The following is a 15,851-nucleotide window of genomic DNA, read 5'->3' as shown; positions in this document are numbered from 1 at the left end:
ATAAATGAAATTGTGCAAAATACCCCTCGTTCTTAGAGGGGAAAGAAAATGGACAAATCTCTGCAGCAATTTTTACTGGTTGCACGCTGCCAAAGCATCAGCGCTGCGGCAAGAATGGCAGGGTTAAGCCAGCCAACGGTAACAAGCAATTTAAAGAAGCTGGAAGAGAATCTCGGCGTAACGCTGTTTGAACGCCATCCTAATGGCATGGTGTTGACCGAATACGGACGCATCCTCTATCGCCATAGCAACGCGATGCAGCATGAATACAACCAAATGATGCAAAGCATTGATGAACGGAAACAGTACCAAGTCGGAAAAATTAAAATGGGTACTGGCGATGCGTGGTGGCCGCTGTTCGTCAAACAAGCACTCAATGACCATCTGACCAAGCAGCCATCGGCATCTACGCACGTCGAATTTGGCAACCACTTAGGCTTGATGGATTCATTAATCAGCGAACAGATTGAATTCTTCATCGGCCACGAGATTGTCGGCTTGTCGTCTAAATGTGATGTTACGTTTATTCCGCTATTTCAAACGGTTGATGCCTATTTTGTTTCCCCAAACCACCCACTTCTAGGGAAAACCGTCACCGAAGATATGCTGCACGAATACCCCGCTCTTTCGGTCACTTATGACGCTAAGAAATTCGCTCACATCATCGATAACCCAATCCCGAAGCAAAATGAACGCGAAAGGCAGCAACTGGATGACAGACCGACTTACGAAGTGGATTCTCTGCTCGCCAGTATTGATGTACTGAAAGAAAGCGTCGCGGTGATGTCTTATACCGGCCACCTCAAACCGTATTTGGAATCCTTTGGCTTACGATGCTTAACCATGGAAAACGAACCAAACCCTGGCACCGTCGGGATTTATCGCCACCGCCGAGAAACCTCTGAATCGCATCTAGATCTGATTGCTGGCATCACTCAGCGCGCTAAATTGCTCAACTAGAAAGTCCAAAAACAGGCGAACTCTTTTCGGTTGATATTGGCGGCTTTGATAAATGACATGTAGATCCGCTTCAGCGCCTTGCGAAAAGGCGCTGAAGTTTTTCATATACCCATCCAAAACCGTTACTAAACGTTGTTTTTTGAGGTCTTGCTGAATATCTAAAATCGATTTCAACGCAATCCCCGCACCGTCCAACGCCCATTGTCGAATCACTTCACCATCATCAGAAAAGCGCTTTGGCGTAACCGTGATCGATTGGTGAGACTCTTCATCTTTAAAGTGCCACGTTTTTAATTCTTCATTGCTGCGCACCATGGCTAAGCAGCGATGAGCCGCGAGATCTTGTGGGCAGTTTGGGACACCTTGCTTCGCCAAGTAATCAGGTGACGCGCACAGCACACGTTGACTCGACGCCAGCTTGCGCGAAATGAGATTACTGTCCGCTAACTCACCGTAACGAATCACCAAATCGAGCCCCGATTCAGCCAAGTTCGATAAATTGTCATTAAGATAAAGATAAGGCGTCACATCCGAATATTGCTCAGAAAAAGCCGACACCATCGGCGAAATAATTTGTTTGCCAATATCTCGTGGAGCTGAAATTTTCAACGTTCCGCGCACTTCCGAAATACCCGTTTGCAGCAAGTTTTCCGTCTCTTTCACGCTATCAATGATGTTCAGACAAGCTTGATGGTACATTGCCCCTGCGTCTGTCAGTGATACGTGGCGTGTGCTTCGGTTGAGCAGCTTTACGCCATAGCGTTCTTCTATCGCTTGCAGCCTTGCCGTTACCGTCGCCGGAGACAAACCTAACTCCCTTCCCGCCGCTGCCAGACCTTGATGTTTAACGATGCTGACAAACAACGTCATATCCGAAAACTTATCCATCTTCGCGCCCTTGTTGTTTGGAAAAACTGAATAATCAATTCAGATATTACCCAATTATCAAATTAAATCGAATCCATATACTGACCCTATCGACATTGTTTAGACCCAGAACGTTATGTGACAGGGCAAAGTTAAACGCCGTAACGCTGTACAACGCACAACAACACGCCCTGCCCAGCCAGAGATAGGAAACAAAACATGAAACTGTACATTTATGAACATTGCCCCTTTAGCGCCCGCGTCCGTTTTGTTGCAGGCATGCTGAATATTCAGCTCGACGTCGTCAACATTGCTTATGACGACGAGAGCACCACCACAAACATCATCGGCGCCAAACAAGTTCCTCTTTTGATCAAAGACGATGGTGAAGCCATGGCGGAAAGCTTAGACATCATCAACTACTTCCTTGAATTGGCATCTTCCAATGAAAGCAGCCAACCCTCAACACCGGTTTTAGACTGGCAAAAACAAGCGTTTTTACCGCTACAAAAAGTCGGGTATCCGCGTTGGTCAAACATGACGTTACCGGAATTTGCAACAGAAACCGCGAAACAAGCATGGCGTGCAAAAAAAGAAACCGAAGCGTTAAATTTTGAAGCTTTGATTAACGATACACCTGCGATTGCGAAAGAAGTCGCCGCTTTGATAGAACAAACCAAACCCTTGCTCAACCTAAGTTCAGAAAAGCAAACATCACTGGTTGATCAAGCCATTATGTTCTCCATTTTGCGCGGTTTCTTCAGTGCTTCCGAAGTGCAATGGGATCCAGCCGTACTTCACTGGATGGCAAGCGCTCGTAAAGCGACCAACGTGCCAGTGCTTATCTGAGGAGCGCAACATGAAACAAAGAACAAATAAGCTGTTTGAACCAGCTCAACTGAAATCGTTGTCACTACAAAACCGTATTGTCATGGCACCAATGACTCGCGCACGCACCACTCAGCCGGGCAACATCCCGAATGAGATGATGGCAACGTATTATCAACAGCGCGCTTCTGCCGGGCTGATCATTTCCGAAGCCACACAAATTTCGGACGATTCTCAAGGCTACTCGTTCACCCCTGGCGTTTACACCGATGCGCAAGTGGCGGGCTGGCAGGGTGTGACCCAAGCGGTCAAATCACAAGGCGCAGCGATGTTTTGTCAGCTATGGCATGTGGGCAGAGTGTCTCACCCAACATTCCAAAATGGTGAACAGCCTATCGCGCCATCTGCGCTCGCTCCGGTAGAGACGCAAGTTTGGATTTCAGATGAACAAGGCAACGGCAATATGGTCGATTGTGTTGAGCCTCGCGCCATGACACAAGCGGATATCAACCGAGTTGTCGGTGATTTCGCGAACGCAGCCAAACGCGCCATTGAATCGGGTTTTGATGGTGTGGAAATCCACGGCGGGAATGGGTATCTGATCGATCAGTTCTTAAGAACCAATTCAAACCATCGAACAGACAACTACGGCGGTTCACGAGACAATCGTATCCGTTTTCTTATCGAAGTAGTGGATGCAGTTATCGCCGCTGTTGGTGCGCATCGAGTTGGAGTGAGATTGGCACCATTCATTACGTTTAAAGATATGGACTGCCCAGATATCGTGCAAACGATCCTAGAGGCATCAAAACAGCTACAGGAGCGCGACATTGCCTACTTGCACTTGTCCGAGGCCGATTGGGCCGATGCACCAACGATTCCTGAGACGTTTCGAATCGAACTTAGAAAGCGCTTTCGCAACGCTATTATTGTTGCCGGTCGCTACAATCCTCAACGAGCAAACGAAGTGTTAGAGAAAGGCTACGCGGATCTTGTCGCATTCGGACGGCCATTCGTAGCAAACCCAGACTTAGTCTCTCGCTTGCAACATCACCATCCGTTGGCAGAACTCGATGGCTCAACGTTGTTTGGCGGAAACGAACGAGGCTACACCGATTACCCTGCTCTGCAACAGGAATGCGCAGAACAGGCCTAACAAAAAAGCCCCAACCTAGCTGCTACGGTTGGGGCTGTCACCAAACTAAAATTGGTTTTAGCTAGCTTAATCTGGCTAAGAGTTAAATCACTTCTAACGCGCCGCTGCGCCAAGGTTCGATAACGACTTTGATGTGATCATTTGGCGTCATTAACTTTGTAAATGCGTCTTCGACACCATCGATTCCCACTTTGGCGGTGAGCATTTTCTGCCAAGGCAACTTATGTTCGGCAATCGCTTGTAGGCATTGCTCAAACTCGTGCGGTTGGTAGTAGTAAGAGAATCTCAAATCGAGCTCTTTTACCGTCGCGTACGCGTAGTTAATGATTGCGGGTGTCGTATGGATACCCGAGATGACGATTCGCGCTCGGGCAGGAGCGCGGCGCAGAAAATCGTCAATCAAGGTATGCTTGCCAACACACTCATAAATGACCAGGCGTGAATTCATCGCGTACTGCTCACCAACGGCGATCTCGTCTTCCTTGGTCGGGTTGATCAATCGATTTGCGCCAAACTCGCTGGCAAGTTGCAGCTTTTCTTCCTGAAGATCGACCGCAAGAATATTGCTGACGCCACGTTGTTTCAGTGCAGCAATCACCGCCAGCCCTATAGGGCCGCAACCGACAACCAGCGCTGTTTCTTCCGTTTCGATTTCACTGCGGTTGACCGCGTGCAAACCGACCGCTAGTGGTTCGGTTAATGCCGCCGCCTCAGACGGCATTCCGTCTGGCACAGGTAGCAATAACGCTTCATCAAGCAGGAAATACTCAGAGTAAGCGCCATAAGTACCCGGAGTAACACCAACGCCCGCGCCATTTTGGCTGAGCAACATCGGCACTGAGGTGACTCGGCTACCAACGGACAACGTTTGCTGCGTATCGGCACCGTATTCGATAATTTCCGCACAGAACTCATGCCCCAACATCACTTGAGCGTGCTCACCGGCTTCATCAGGCATCAACCCGAGCTGGTGGAATACATCAAATACCTCATCCGCGTGTCGAGTAATGTGAAGGTCGGAGCCACAAATGCCACAAGCTAGACTACGAACCAACACTTGTCCCGCTGCAGGTTTGGGGATTTCGACTTGCTTCAGGCGGACACTACCATCCTGCATTATGATACTGTTCATCTGTTGCATGGGGTTACTCCGCTAGCTCATCGCTTAGGCCAGCAATCGCACCCGGTTTGATGTAGCGCGCAGTGAAGCCTTGTGCTTTCGCTGTTGCAATAACAACTTGCTCAATCCAACCTGCATCCATGATGTTGATGAAGTTACCCTCGTCGTCAAAGTTAATGTTCGCACCTTGGATCACCATAAAGCCATCTGCACCACCCGACTCTTCTGGACAGTGAAAGGTATGAATCGAACCACCTGGCTCATACAAATAACTACCAGCGGTTTGGACTTGGTCCGGATACTCGATGTAGTGCCAAGCGCCACTCAGGGTATAGAAATGCACCACACCAGTGTGGTAGTGCTTAGGCAGAGTGATACCCGGTTTGAATTTGGCGCGAACCACCCAAGTCCCGTTTTCTGGATCAAGAAACAACGGGTAAACATCCACACCCGGTAACGCGTCTTCGATGATCGACTCTTCATTAGTATTAAGAGTTAATAAGAAATCTTGGTGCTGAATAACTTCTGGTAATGACATAACTTACATCCTCGCTATTGCTGTAATGTGGCGTACTCGCCTATCCCATAAGTGGGTACTTAAAATTCTCGAAACCGTCAGATGCGCTGATGGTACAACCGTTGATACAGTTGGCTTTCTCGCTGACCAGAAACGCCACCACATCAGCAATCTCTTCTGGTTGTGTGAAGTTTTGACGCATCTGTTCTTTGCGGATGTGGTCCCACAGGCCAATCTCTTCGTATTGCCTTAACATCGGAGTATCAACGCGTCCCGGAGCGACAGCGCAAACACGAATACCCAATGGTGCGAGTTCTAATGCGGCGCATTTGGTCATCATATCGACTGCGGCTTTACTGACGTTGTAGGTAAAGGTCATCTCAGACGCCATTCGTGCGTAAACAGAAGAAGTATTGAGGATCACGCCCGGCGTGCCTTGCGCTTGGAATTGTCTTCCAGAGGCAAGAATGCCGTAGTAAACGCCATTTTGGTTGACCTTAGAGATCGGCTCAAAATCGGCAATTGGGTCGTGGTCAAGCAGAGGTTTCGGTGCACCGATGCCCGCGTTGTTGACCATGATGTCAAGCGAGCCAAACTGTTCGACCGCGCACTTCACCATAGCTTCAACTTGTTGGTAATCGGTGACGTCCGCGACAAAGGTTCCCAACTGCTTTGAGTCAAAACTTGTGTACATTTGCAGTGATTGTTCTGAAATATCGACAGCAAGCACTTTGGCTCCTTGCTCTCTCAGCTTTGCAATAATGGCTTGGCCAATTCCACCAGCCGCCCCAGTCACAATGGCAGTTTTATTGATAAGTTCCATACAGCTTCTCATCCATGCGTTGTTGTTATCAAAATGTAACCTAGATCAACTCACTGACACTAACTTGACCTTTTGCGAAGTAAATTTGATACATTGCGATTTACAACCTGTTAACATTTACAAATCGAGACATGTATATCGTACGAAGTGGCGCTGCCGATAAATTTGATAGCTTGGTTTCCGAACTGGGGCAGAATCCGGTTGAGATTATGGCTGCCGTCGGGCTGTCTGCGGCGCAGTTTCGCAATCCCGATACCTATCTCGCTTATCCAAGGCTGGCGGAATTGCTGGAGGAAGCGGCTGCTCGTTGTCAGCAACCGTTGTTTGGTGCGTTACTCGCCGAGCGCCAAAACCTGCAAAGTTTGGGAGATTTGCCGATGTTGGTTTCCCGCGCAGAAACGGTTGGTGATGCCTTGGCGCGGGTGAATGATTTTCTCTATCTGCATTCGTCAGGGGTCACTCTCAACATGACGCCACAAGATGATTGGGTACGGTTGTCGCTCAGTATTGATGTGCACAGCGAACGCGGTATAGCGCAGTTGATGCAGTTGAGTGTATCGCATCTGGCGATGTTTATTGCCAGTCTGCTTGATATTGAAGCGAGCCACTTCTCTTTACACCTGATCCAACACGCAAGCTTCGAGGCAGAGCAGAGCGAATTTGCCCAGCAGAACAAACTGCGTTTCGGTGATAAGTTTGACGGTATCCTACTTAAAGCGAGTCTACTTAACGCTAAGAACCACCAAGATGAAGACGCACTAGAGCGCCATTTTCAGCAACACCTCAAAGAGCTGCAGACCCGTTACCCCAATAATCTTAGTGACCAAGCGGCAAATATGATTGGTCGTTTGCTATCGACCGGAGAATGCAGCGTGGAGCGTGTCGCCAGAGCATTGGATTTACACCCGAGAATGCTGCAAAGCAAGCTAAAGCAGCAGGGCACGAGTTATCGACAGCTACTGCAGCAAGTGCGTCAGGATTTCGCCGAGCAGCGTTTAAGTGAGAATATTCAGAGTATTACCGATATCGCGTTGCAACTGGGCTATGCAGAAACTGCGGTATTCAGCCGCCACTTTCGCCGTTGGACGGGGAAATCGCCGAGACAATGGCGACAAGAAAAAACTCAGTTACAAACGTTTAAGCCCATCAGATAAAAGCATAAGTAACCTATCGCTCAGACCAAAAAGTGTGAGGTGGGAGGGTTGGTATCGAGAATTTCAGCAATCACAGATAACCCGTGTTTGATGTAGCCTCGGTTTGTTTCTGCTCCCAAGCTGATTCGCACGTAAGGCATTGGCTGATTTGTATCGAGAACAAACGGTTTATATCCCGTGATCTGCACCCCTGAACGCTTTGCCGAAGCAACCAGGTCATCGCTATTCCACTGCTCGGGTAGTCTCAACCAAATGTGCTGTCCATTCGGGTGCGAGCTATAAACATGCCCTTCTAAAGCGGCTTTTGCTATTCGTTGTCGCTTAGCAAACTCATTGACTTGAAAGCGAATAAGTCGATTTAACGTACCGTTCTCGATCCACAAATGAGCAACTTCAAATGGTAATGGAGTCGCAGACCAACTCGTTGCGGCTAAACGACCAATCGCGTGCTGCAAAAAATGACGTGGGACCGTCAGATAGCCAGTGCGCATGCCTGGCGCTACAACTTTGGTTAAACTGGTTACATAGAAAGCTTGTTCGGGTAACAATGTGGCAAGGGGTGGGACACGGTTAGGTTCTAGTGCTCCATACACGTCATCTTCAATTACATAGATGTCGTATTGCTGCGCAATATTCGCTATCGCCTCTCGGCGTGCAAGATCCATATGCGCACTAGTCGGGTTAGCCATGCTAGGTGTGCAACACAATACCTTGATTGGTTTGTGTTTACATGCCCATTCAAATGCATCCGGCGTTATACCAAACTCATCCATTTCAAGTGGTTGCAACTTAAATCCAAGCATTCTCGAGCGAGAGATCAAGCCATGATCAACCAAGTGACCACAAGCAACTAAATCACCGTGTTCAACAACTGTGCTTAAAGCCAACGTTAAACCATGGCATGCTCCATTTGTGAGTAATATTTGATCGGCACCCACATCCAGCCCTTGGCTACTTAGAAATCGTGCTCCTGACTCAATATGATGAGGCTGACCTGTTACCGGCTTTGCTTTACTGATCAAACCACGATTGTTTGTTTGCCCAGCAATCTCCATTAACGCCTGATTAAAAAGCGTAATGTGGCGATCGGTCACCACTGGATGTGCAATCGACATATCAATTTCATCCGGCGTTTCTTTCATCTCTTGTGTCAGCATGAACTCCGTGTCCGTACTTTCATCCACAAAACCTGATTTGACAAAAGTACCATTCCCAACCCAAGACTCGATCGCCCCTTTTTTCTCTGCATAACCATATGCATGGCTCACCGTTTGTACGCTGACGCCAATTTGTTCTGCAAACTCACGATGTGTGGGTAATCGAGTCCCCGGTTTTAGATAACCACTGCGGACACATTCGACAAGATAGTTACCAATGGAGATGTATTTAGCGGTGCCTGGCCGAATGATCGGGTTCAAAGAAATTGTCATGACACAATATTTTAATTGATTCATTTTTAATGCTCATTGTAACTTCCATTTAACAAATGGCGAACTTTAACTCACAAAACGAGGTGAAATGCACAAAAATAAACCACAATTGTAATGATTGACATGAAATGTATGGGTTAAACAAACATGTTAAACAGCATCGTTTAATCCAAATACAACCCCAGAGGTAAATTGCAATCATTTTTAACGCAGATCTGGCTAGCTGGTAGAAGGTAGAAATACCTCAGCGTCTCCGAAGGCCCATAAGGCGTCGGATTTCTAACAAGGAGAAAATATGAGAGGCGTTGCTTTGCATTTTACACTGGATGAGTTCCAGGATCGGTTAACGAAAGTTCGGCAATCGATGGAAGAAAGAGAATTGGATGTCCTTATCATTCATGACCCTTCTAACATGGCGTGGCTGACAGGCTATGATGGGTGGTCTTTTTACGTGCCACAATGTGTCGTTGTTGGTCCATCTGATGAGCCAGTTTGGTTTGGACGCTGCCAAGATGCCAACGGAGCATACAGGACTGCGTATATGTCGGCAGAAAACATCACCTACTATCCAGACCATTATGTAATGAATCCGCCGCTACACCCGATGGATTTCCTGGTCGAAGCCGTACTGGCTCCGCGCCTTTGGGATCGTGGTCGTATCGGTGTAGAAAAAGATAACTATTACTTTAGCGCCACCGCTTACGAATCACTCACTACGCACCTACCGAATGCTCAACTTCTCGATGCAACTGGACTAGTCAACTGGTGCCGCGCCGTTAAATCCGATCAAGAACTGGCGTACATGTACCGTGCCGCTCGCATTGTTGAAAATATGCACCGCGTCGCGTTCGACATGATTGAACCAGGATTACCGAAACACCACCTTGTTGCCGAGATTAACCGCCAAGCCGTGCTCGGGCATGAAGACCACTTTGGCGATTACACCGCGATTGTGCCGCTTTTGCCATCAGGTTCTGATGCTTCCGCACCTCACCTGACTTGGGATGACAGACCCTTCAAGAAAGGCGAAGGGACGTTTTTTGAAATCGCAGGGGCGCACCGCCGTTACCATTGCCCACTCTCACGCACTATTTTTCTTGGCGAGCCTGACGACAAGTTCAAACGAGCCGACGAAGCCCTAACTTTAGGACTTGAAGCAGGCCTAAAAGTGGCAAAGCCCGGAAATACCTGCGCCGACATCGCCAATGCACTAAACCAGGTTCTCGATAAAGCGGGATTCTCACGCGAAGGCGCCCGTTGTGGCTATCCAATAGGTTTGAGCTACCCGCCAGATTGGGGGGAACGAACCATGAGTTTGCGAGACACCGATAAAACCATCTTGAGAGAAGGCATGACATTCCATTTTATGCCGGGACTGTGGTTCAAAGATTGGGGGTTAGAAACAACGGAAAGTATCGTCATTACCCATGATGGAGCAAAAACGCTGTGTGACTTTCCACGCCACTTATTTGTTAAACACTAATTTTTCAAACCTCAAGCTCTGTTGAGCTAGATCTGAGAACTAAAAGGACTTGATATGCAAAAAAGCTCGATCACAGCCACCATAGACTTTGACCGAGAAGGTGTACAGCACGGCTTTTTAACGCTGCCCTATTCACATGACGACTCCGCTTGGGGCAGTATTATGATACCTATCACCGTGATCAAAAATGGTCACGGACCAACCGCACTGCTTACTGGCGGTAATCACGGAGACGAATACGAAGGCATCACCAGCCTGCTAAAATTGACGAACTCGCTTCAGGCAGATCAAATCCAAGGTCGTGTCATTATTGTACCCATGATGAACTTACCTGCGGTACAAAATGCCTCACGTACGTCGTTTATCGATAAAGGGAATTTAAATCGCAGCTTTCCCGGCAACCCCATAGGCACAGTGACCGAGAAAATTGCGGATTATTTTACTCGTTACCTAGTTCCTAAGTGCGATTTTGCGTTAGACATTCACTCAGGTGGTAAAACGTTAGATATCGTGCCGTTCGCCGCTGCCCATCGTCTCGACAATCTCGATCAAGAAGAAGCCTGCATATTAGGTGCAAAACTGTTTGGCGCACCTTACACCATGATCTTGCTCGAAATGGACGCCACCAGCCTGTATGACACTGCCGTGGAGTCTCAGGGAAAAATCTTTGTTACCACCGAACTAAGAGGAGGCGGAACCAGCACTCCAGAAACCATCGCTTGTTCCGACCGTGGCATTCGCAACTTCTTGCGCTTCTCAGGCAACTTGCCCGGTGACTACGAACAACCAACCCAACCAACTAAGTTATTAGATATGCCTGATGCAAGTTGTTATGTGCAAAGCCAGCACCACGGCATCACAGAATACTTATTTGATCTTGGCGATACCGTCAAAAAGGGAGATGTATTAGTGAGAATCTTCTCGACCGAGCGCACAGGTACCGCCCCCGTTGAGTACAAGTCACAGCGCAATGGTATTTTCGCGGCACGTCGTTTTCCTGCTATGGTGAATATCGGTGACACTATCGCAGTTATAGCCGAAGACTGCGGCGAGATAGGCTGATTGAAAAGCCAACTAAAGAAATCAAAACAAATGGCATACCAGAAGCAAACTGGAAAGCACCTTATAACAGCGACCAGTCATCAGCCTTTATGAAATGATTAGTATTCAACAGGGAGACTCATAATGCGCCTCGATCGCTACGACGTAAAAATTCTACAAATACTTCATGATAATGGTCGTATCACCAAATCTCACCTTGCCGAGGCCATCAACCTATCCGTGAGCCCTTGCTGGGAGCGCGTCAAAAAACTGGAAGAAGCAGGCATCATTGAAGGTTACGGAGCAAAAGTAAATACCGATATTTTGTTCAAACGAACGTCGGTTATGGTTGAAGTTACGCTCAAAGAACACAACGCCCAAGCGTTCAAACGCTTCGAGCAACTGGTTCAACATTCACCAGAAGTCACTGATTGCTATGCCACGGGCGGTGGTATCGATTACATCCTTAAAATTCAGTCAGAAGATATCGACCAATATCAGCGGCTTATCGACAACTGGTTAGACTCAGATGTGGGCATTGAGCGCTACTTTACTTACATTGTGACAAAAACAATCAAACGTGATGCGGGCACATTCGAAGTAAACCAAAACGCTTTGTTATAAAAGGGAAAATGCGTATCAGGCGTGAACAGAAAAAACACCATATTTAACTGCACTAAAAAGAAAGTTCTGACGTTTTAAACCTCGGTATCAGAAATTATTTCGGTCACTTCTCCATTACAGTTTCATTATGGACAACGATGCTGGGAGAAGGACTCATGGCAGCACTGCACAGCTTACACACTGAAGAATTAAAAGCCTCACACGACATGATGGCGATAATGAAAGACGTACGTTTGGTGAGAGGTTTAGCGTACGTGAATGGCAAATGGGTAAGTGGTGATCAATTTCATCCGGTGGATAATCCAGCAGATGGCACGGTCATCGGTTACATCACTAAGCTATCTCAGCAACAACTCTATCAAGCGATTGATGAAGCCGACCAAGCCTTTCGTCAATGGCGAAAAATGCAAGCAGAAGAGCGCGCTGAAATTCTCATGCGTTGGCACGACCTGATTCTAGAATCAAAGCAAGACCTTGCTCATTTGATGGTGATGGAGCAAGGAAAAACACTAGGTGATGCTGTAGGTGAGATTGACTACGGCGCATCCTTTGTTCGTTGGTTTGCCGAAGAAGCACGCCGCTGTTATGGCGAAACCATCCCAAGTCATATTCCGAATGCGCAGCTATCAACGGTGCGCGAGCCAATTGGTGTCGCAGCACTGATTACGCCATGGAACTTTCCTAATGCCATGATCACACGCAAAGCCGCTGCCGCACTAGCAATAGGCTGTCCGGTGCTCATTAAGCCCGCCAGTGAAACGCCTTTTTCTGCATTAGCGTTGGCAGAGTTAGCAGACCGAGCTGGCTTTCCACCTGGTGTCTTTAACGTGATCACTGGCGATGCGGTGATGGTGTCACAAGCCTTGTGTCACTCCGATAAAGTCAAAGCGCTCTCGTTCACAGGCTCAACTCGAGTAGGCAAACTATTGCTACGCGACGCGGCACAAACCGTGAAGAAGTGCAGTATGGAGCTCGGTGGTAACGCCCCTTTCATCGTGCTGCCAGATATGGATGTCGAGCAAGCAGCCAAAGCCGCCGTGGATGCGAAGTTTCAAACCGCAGGACAAGACTGCTTGGCCGCAAACCGTATTTTCGTCCCTGACGATAAGTACGAAGCGTTTTTGGAAGCGTTTGCCAAAGAAATGAGCCACATCGTTTTGGGCAATGGCTTAGACGAAAAAACCACCATGGGACCGCTTATTAATCGCACTGCGGTGGATAAAGCGCATGATTTGGTGCGTGACGCGCTCGACAAAGGCGCGCGATTGGTAGCGGGATACCACCAGCCCGTACCAGGCGAAAACTTCTTCGCGCCGACATTGCTAGCCGATGTAACCCCTGAAATGGCGGTGTATCGCGAAGAGAATTTTTGTCCTGTGGCAGGCGTATTGCCTTACCAAGACTTAGATACCGTGATTGAAATGAGCAACGACACTGAGTACGGCTTAGCTGCCTATGTTTATGGTCACGATATTCACCAAATTTGGCACTGCATGCGCGGTTTGGAGTTTGGCATGGTGAGCGTGAACTCCGTCAAAATGACAGGGCACCCTATCCCATTCGGCGGCGTGAAACAGTCTGGTCTTGGACGAGAAGGAAGCCGTCACGGATTTGAAGAATACAGCGAAATCAAATACTGCTGCTTAGGCGCTTTACCAACCGTCAGTGGCAGTTGAGACACGAAATATGGATATCCAATTATTCGAGGAGAAGGATCATGAGTAACAAAACCCAACAACTTTTAGAGATCGATCGTCAGAGAGTATTTCATGCCTCAACCCACCTGAAGCAGTATGCGGCCGGGGAGCTTCCGGGAAGAATTATCTCGAGCGGAAGCGGAATACGCATCACCGATTCAGAAGGCATCGAGCTGATAGACGGCTTTGCCGGGTTGTATTGTGTGAACATTGGCTATGGCAGGACTGAAATGGCCGATGCGATTTATGAACAAGCCAAAGAACTGGCGTACTACCACACTTACGTCGGCCATACGAACGAAGCGCTCGTGACACTGTCAGATCGCATCATCAAAATGGCGCCTGAAGGCATGAGCAAAGTTTACTACGGCATGTCAGGCAGCGACGCGAACGAAACTCAACTTAAGTTGGTGTGGTATTACAACAATGCTCGTGGTCTACCAGAGAAGAAAAAAATCATTTCGCGTGACCGCGGCTACCATGGTTCAAGTATCGCGTCCGGTTCACTGACAGGTTTACCGTTGTTCCACGCCCATTTTGATTTACCACTTGAGCGTATCAAACACACCATCGCGCCATATTATTATCGCCGTGAAGACGAGAGTATGTCTGAGCTTGAATTCTCTCAATATTGCGCAGATCAACTCGAAGCGATGATCTTGGAAGAAGGCCCAGAAACGGTAGCAGCAATGATTGCGGAACCAGTGCTCGGTACTGGCGGTATTGTGCCACCACCAGCAGGGTACTGGCAGGCGATTCGCAAAGTACTCGACAAATACGATGTGCTCTTGATTGCGGATGAAGTGGTGTGTGGCTTTGGTCGCCTCGGCTCCGATTTTGGCTCACTCCACTACGACATGAAACCAGATCTCATCACGGTAGCGAAAGGGTTAACCTCAGCGTATCAACCGCTGTCTGGCGTGATCGTCGGTGAACGAGTTTGGAGTGTGCTAGAAAACGGCACCGACCAATGGGGCGCTATCGGACACGGTTATACCTACTCTGGTCACCCAATGGGGGCGGCAGCCGCGAACTGCAACCTCGATATCATTGAACGTGAAGGCTTAGTGCAAAACGCGGCCGAAGTCGGCGCTTACTTGCAGCAACGTATGGCAGAGACGTTTAACGATCATCCATTAGTCGGTGATACTCGTGGCGTTGGCTTGTTGCATGCGTTGGAGTTTTCTTCAGACAAGCTTCGCCGAGCACACTTTGATCCAAACTTGAAAGTAGGCCCGCAAATCGCGGCGGCCTGTTTAGAGCAAGGCTTAATCGCTCGCGCTATGCCACATGGTGACATCCTCGGTTTTGCTCCACCGCTTATCGCGAATCGTAACGATATAGACACCATTGTCGACAAAGCGCATCAAGCGGTAAACAAAGTGATGGATAACCTCGTCACATCTAAACCGTGGCAGCCATAACCCACCTAGATTTCAGTAATGCTCGCGGGCTTTGGAGAAGGCCCGCTTTGCACTTTCCATTAAAGAGACAACAAGCCAACCAAACATTTTAGACCCATAGAAAGCACTATTATTTACTACAAGTGGCAATAGTGGGTAAAATGCCCAAAATTGCGCACTAACTGGATGAAACATGGCAAAACTTACCCTTCAAGAACAAATGCTGAAAGCTGGCTTAGTTAATGAAAAGAAACTAAAGAAAGCGAAGAAAGGCTCAAAAAAATCACGCGTTCAAGCACGCGAAGTAAAAGCGGCGGTTGAAGAGAATAAACGCCAACAGTTAGAGCGTGATAAACAATTGAGCGAGCAACAAAATGCTGAACGATTAAATAAAGAGATCAAAGCGCAGATCAATCAATTGATTGAGATGAACAAGATCGACTTAAAAGATGGCGACATCAAATACAACTTCACTCACGGTACGCTAGTGAAATCACTTTATGTAGATTCACTTATCCGCGAGCAGTTGATCAAAGGTATTTTGGCAATCGCAATTGTTGGTGAAAGCTATGTTGTCATTCCACGTGGAGTAGCGAATAAAATTGCTCAACGTGATGAGTCCGTCATCATCGAACAGAAAGAAGCAGAATCTGACATTCCAGCAGAAGACGATCCATACGCAGATTTCGTCGTGCCTGACGATTTGATGTGGTAACAATAAATAATCGATGCATCAACGAAAAGAGCC

General features: G+C 47.9%; 15 protein-coding genes. 10 read left to right on the top strand and 5 right to left on the bottom strand.

The features are described 5' to 3' along the window. Nucleotides 1–48 precede the first annotated feature (48 nt). Complete coding sequence (locus R7Q11_RS01120) at nt 49–960, top strand: LysR family transcriptional regulator (RefSeq protein WP_225466113.1); 912 nt, start codon at nt 49–51, stop codon at nt 958–960. On the opposite strand, the gene R7Q11_RS01115 is transcribed toward R7Q11_RS01120, so the two are convergent. Then, nucleotides 913–1,848: a LysR family transcriptional regulator gene (locus tag R7Q11_RS01115; RefSeq protein ID WP_225466112.1), complete on the bottom strand. Its 936-nt coding sequence runs from the start codon at nt 1,846–1,848 to the stop codon at nt 913–915. The two genes, R7Q11_RS01120 and R7Q11_RS01115, sit on opposite strands and share 48 nt — an antisense overlap. A 198-nt stretch (nt 1,849–2,046) precedes the next feature. Between R7Q11_RS01115 and grxB the strand changes: the two genes are divergently transcribed. Both grxB and R7Q11_RS01105 read left to right on the top strand, forming a co-directional pair. Further along, nucleotides 2,047–2,676 (top strand): glutaredoxin 2, encoded by a 630-nt coding sequence (gene grxB, locus R7Q11_RS01110; RefSeq protein ID WP_033906334.1) that lies wholly within the window; start codon nt 2,047–2,049, stop codon nt 2,674–2,676. 10 nt (nt 2,677–2,686) lie between these two features. Beyond that, a complete protein-coding gene (locus tag R7Q11_RS01105; RefSeq protein ID WP_213879764.1) occupies nt 2,687–3,811 on the top strand; it encodes an alkene reductase in 1,125 nt (374 codons plus the stop codon). Between the two features lie 82 nt (nt 3,812–3,893). Here the strand turns inward: R7Q11_RS01105 and R7Q11_RS01100 are convergent, their stop codons facing one another. The 3 genes from R7Q11_RS01100 to R7Q11_RS01090 are packed head-to-tail and all read right to left on the bottom strand — an operon-like array spanning nt 3,894 to nt 6,271. Further along, nucleotides 3,894–4,952, bottom strand: a complete 1,059-nt coding sequence (locus tag R7Q11_RS01100) for a zinc-binding dehydrogenase (protein WP_064369391.1) — start codon at nt 4,950–4,952, stop codon at nt 3,894–3,896. 4 nt (nt 4,953–4,956) lie between these two features. Beyond that, nucleotides 4,957–5,469 carry a 2,4'-dihydroxyacetophenone dioxygenase family protein gene (locus R7Q11_RS01095; protein WP_225466111.1) on the bottom strand — a complete coding sequence of 171 codons (513 nt, stop codon included), beginning with the start codon at nt 5,467–5,469 and terminating at the stop codon, nt 4,957–4,959. A gap of 40 nt (nt 5,470–5,509) precedes the next feature. Further along, nucleotides 5,510–6,271, bottom strand: a complete 762-nt coding sequence (locus R7Q11_RS01090; protein ID WP_054574554.1) for an SDR family NAD(P)-dependent oxidoreductase — start codon at nt 6,269–6,271, stop codon at nt 5,510–5,512. A 131-nt stretch (nt 6,272–6,402) separates the two neighbouring features. Between R7Q11_RS01090 and R7Q11_RS01085 the strand changes: the two genes are divergently transcribed. Further along, complete coding sequence (locus R7Q11_RS01085; RefSeq protein WP_225466110.1) at nt 6,403–7,425, top strand: helix-turn-helix transcriptional regulator; 1,023 nt, start codon at nt 6,403–6,405, stop codon at nt 7,423–7,425. Between the two features lie 20 nt (nt 7,426–7,445). Here the strand turns inward: R7Q11_RS01085 and R7Q11_RS01080 are convergent, their stop codons facing one another. Continuing rightward, entirely contained in the window at nt 7,446–8,879 is a 1,434-nt protein-coding gene (locus R7Q11_RS01080; protein ID WP_080996812.1) for a PLP-dependent aminotransferase family protein, read from the bottom strand. A 271-nt stretch (nt 8,880–9,150) separates the two neighbouring features. Between R7Q11_RS01080 and doeA the strand changes: the two genes are divergently transcribed. The 6 genes from doeA (at nt 9,151) to R7Q11_RS01050 (ending at nt 15,818) form a co-directional block, all read left to right on the top strand. Then, nucleotides 9,151–10,338, top strand: a complete 1,188-nt coding sequence (gene doeA / locus R7Q11_RS01075; protein ID WP_005373780.1) for an ectoine hydrolase DoeA — start codon at nt 9,151–9,153, stop codon at nt 10,336–10,338. 54 nt (nt 10,339–10,392) lie between these two features. Beyond that, the gene (gene doeB / locus R7Q11_RS01070) at nt 10,393–11,400 is read left to right on the top strand and encodes a N(2)-acetyl-L-2,4-diaminobutanoate deacetylase DoeB (protein WP_017819818.1); all 1,008 of its coding nucleotides are present in this window, start codon (nt 10,393–10,395) and stop codon (nt 11,398–11,400) included. A gap of 123 nt (nt 11,401–11,523) precedes the next feature. Beyond that, nucleotides 11,524–12,003, top strand: a complete 480-nt coding sequence (locus R7Q11_RS01065; protein WP_005387046.1) for an Lrp/AsnC family transcriptional regulator — start codon at nt 11,524–11,526, stop codon at nt 12,001–12,003. Nucleotides 12,004–12,158: 155 nt separating this feature from the next. After that, nucleotides 12,159–13,679 (top strand): NAD-dependent succinate-semialdehyde dehydrogenase, encoded by a 1,521-nt coding sequence (locus R7Q11_RS01060; RefSeq protein WP_054702559.1) that lies wholly within the window; start codon nt 12,159–12,161, stop codon nt 13,677–13,679. A gap of 41 nt (nt 13,680–13,720) precedes the next feature. Then, the gene (locus R7Q11_RS01055) at nt 13,721–15,124 is read left to right on the top strand and encodes an aspartate aminotransferase family protein (protein WP_225466109.1); all 1,404 of its coding nucleotides are present in this window, start codon (nt 13,721–13,723) and stop codon (nt 15,122–15,124) included. A 172-nt stretch (nt 15,125–15,296) separates the two neighbouring features. Continuing rightward, on the top strand, nt 15,297–15,818 hold the full coding sequence (locus R7Q11_RS01050; RefSeq protein ID WP_053307193.1) for a DUF2058 domain-containing protein: 522 nt from the start codon (nt 15,297–15,299) through the stop codon (nt 15,816–15,818). Nucleotides 15,819–15,851: the final 33 nt, after the last annotated feature.

The sequence above is a fragment of the Vibrio sp. 970 genome (assembly GCF_033339075.1).
The sequence above is the reverse complement of the archived record's forward strand: the minus strand, read 5'-3'. Positions and strand labels throughout refer to the sequence as shown.

Coding starts and splice junctions, on each gene's coding strand:
- R7Q11_RS01120 (WP_225466113.1), top strand. CDS start 49: ATGGACAAATCTCTGCAGCAATTTTTACTGGTTGCACGCTGCCAAAGC.
- R7Q11_RS01115 (WP_225466112.1), bottom strand. CDS start 1,848: ATGGATAAGTTTTCGGATATGACGTTGTTTGTCAGCATCGTTAAACAT.
- grxB (WP_033906334.1), top strand. CDS start 2,047: ATGAAACTGTACATTTATGAACATTGCCCCTTTAGCGCCCGCGTCCGT.
- R7Q11_RS01105 (WP_213879764.1), top strand. CDS start 2,687: ATGAAACAAAGAACAAATAAGCTGTTTGAACCAGCTCAACTGAAATCG.
- R7Q11_RS01100 (WP_064369391.1), bottom strand. CDS start 4,952: ATGCAACAGATGAACAGTATCATAATGCAGGATGGTAGTGTCCGCCTG.
- R7Q11_RS01095 (WP_225466111.1), bottom strand. CDS start 5,469: ATGTCATTACCAGAAGTTATTCAGCACCAAGATTTCTTATTAACTCTT.
- R7Q11_RS01090 (WP_054574554.1), bottom strand. CDS start 6,271: ATGGAACTTATCAATAAAACTGCCATTGTGACTGGGGCGGCTGGTGGA.
- R7Q11_RS01085 (WP_225466110.1), top strand. CDS start 6,403: ATGTATATCGTACGAAGTGGCGCTGCCGATAAATTTGATAGCTTGGTT.
- R7Q11_RS01080 (WP_080996812.1), bottom strand. CDS start 8,879: ATGAATCAATTAAAATATTGTGTCATGACAATTTCTTTGAACCCGATC.
- doeA (WP_005373780.1), top strand. CDS start 9,151: ATGAGAGGCGTTGCTTTGCATTTTACACTGGATGAGTTCCAGGATCGG.
- doeB (WP_017819818.1), top strand. CDS start 10,393: ATGCAAAAAAGCTCGATCACAGCCACCATAGACTTTGACCGAGAAGGT.
- R7Q11_RS01065 (WP_005387046.1), top strand. CDS start 11,524: ATGCGCCTCGATCGCTACGACGTAAAAATTCTACAAATACTTCATGAT.
- R7Q11_RS01060 (WP_054702559.1), top strand. CDS start 12,159: ATGGCAGCACTGCACAGCTTACACACTGAAGAATTAAAAGCCTCACAC.
- R7Q11_RS01055 (WP_225466109.1), top strand. CDS start 13,721: ATGAGTAACAAAACCCAACAACTTTTAGAGATCGATCGTCAGAGAGTA.
- R7Q11_RS01050 (WP_053307193.1), top strand. CDS start 15,297: ATGGCAAAACTTACCCTTCAAGAACAAATGCTGAAAGCTGGCTTAGTT.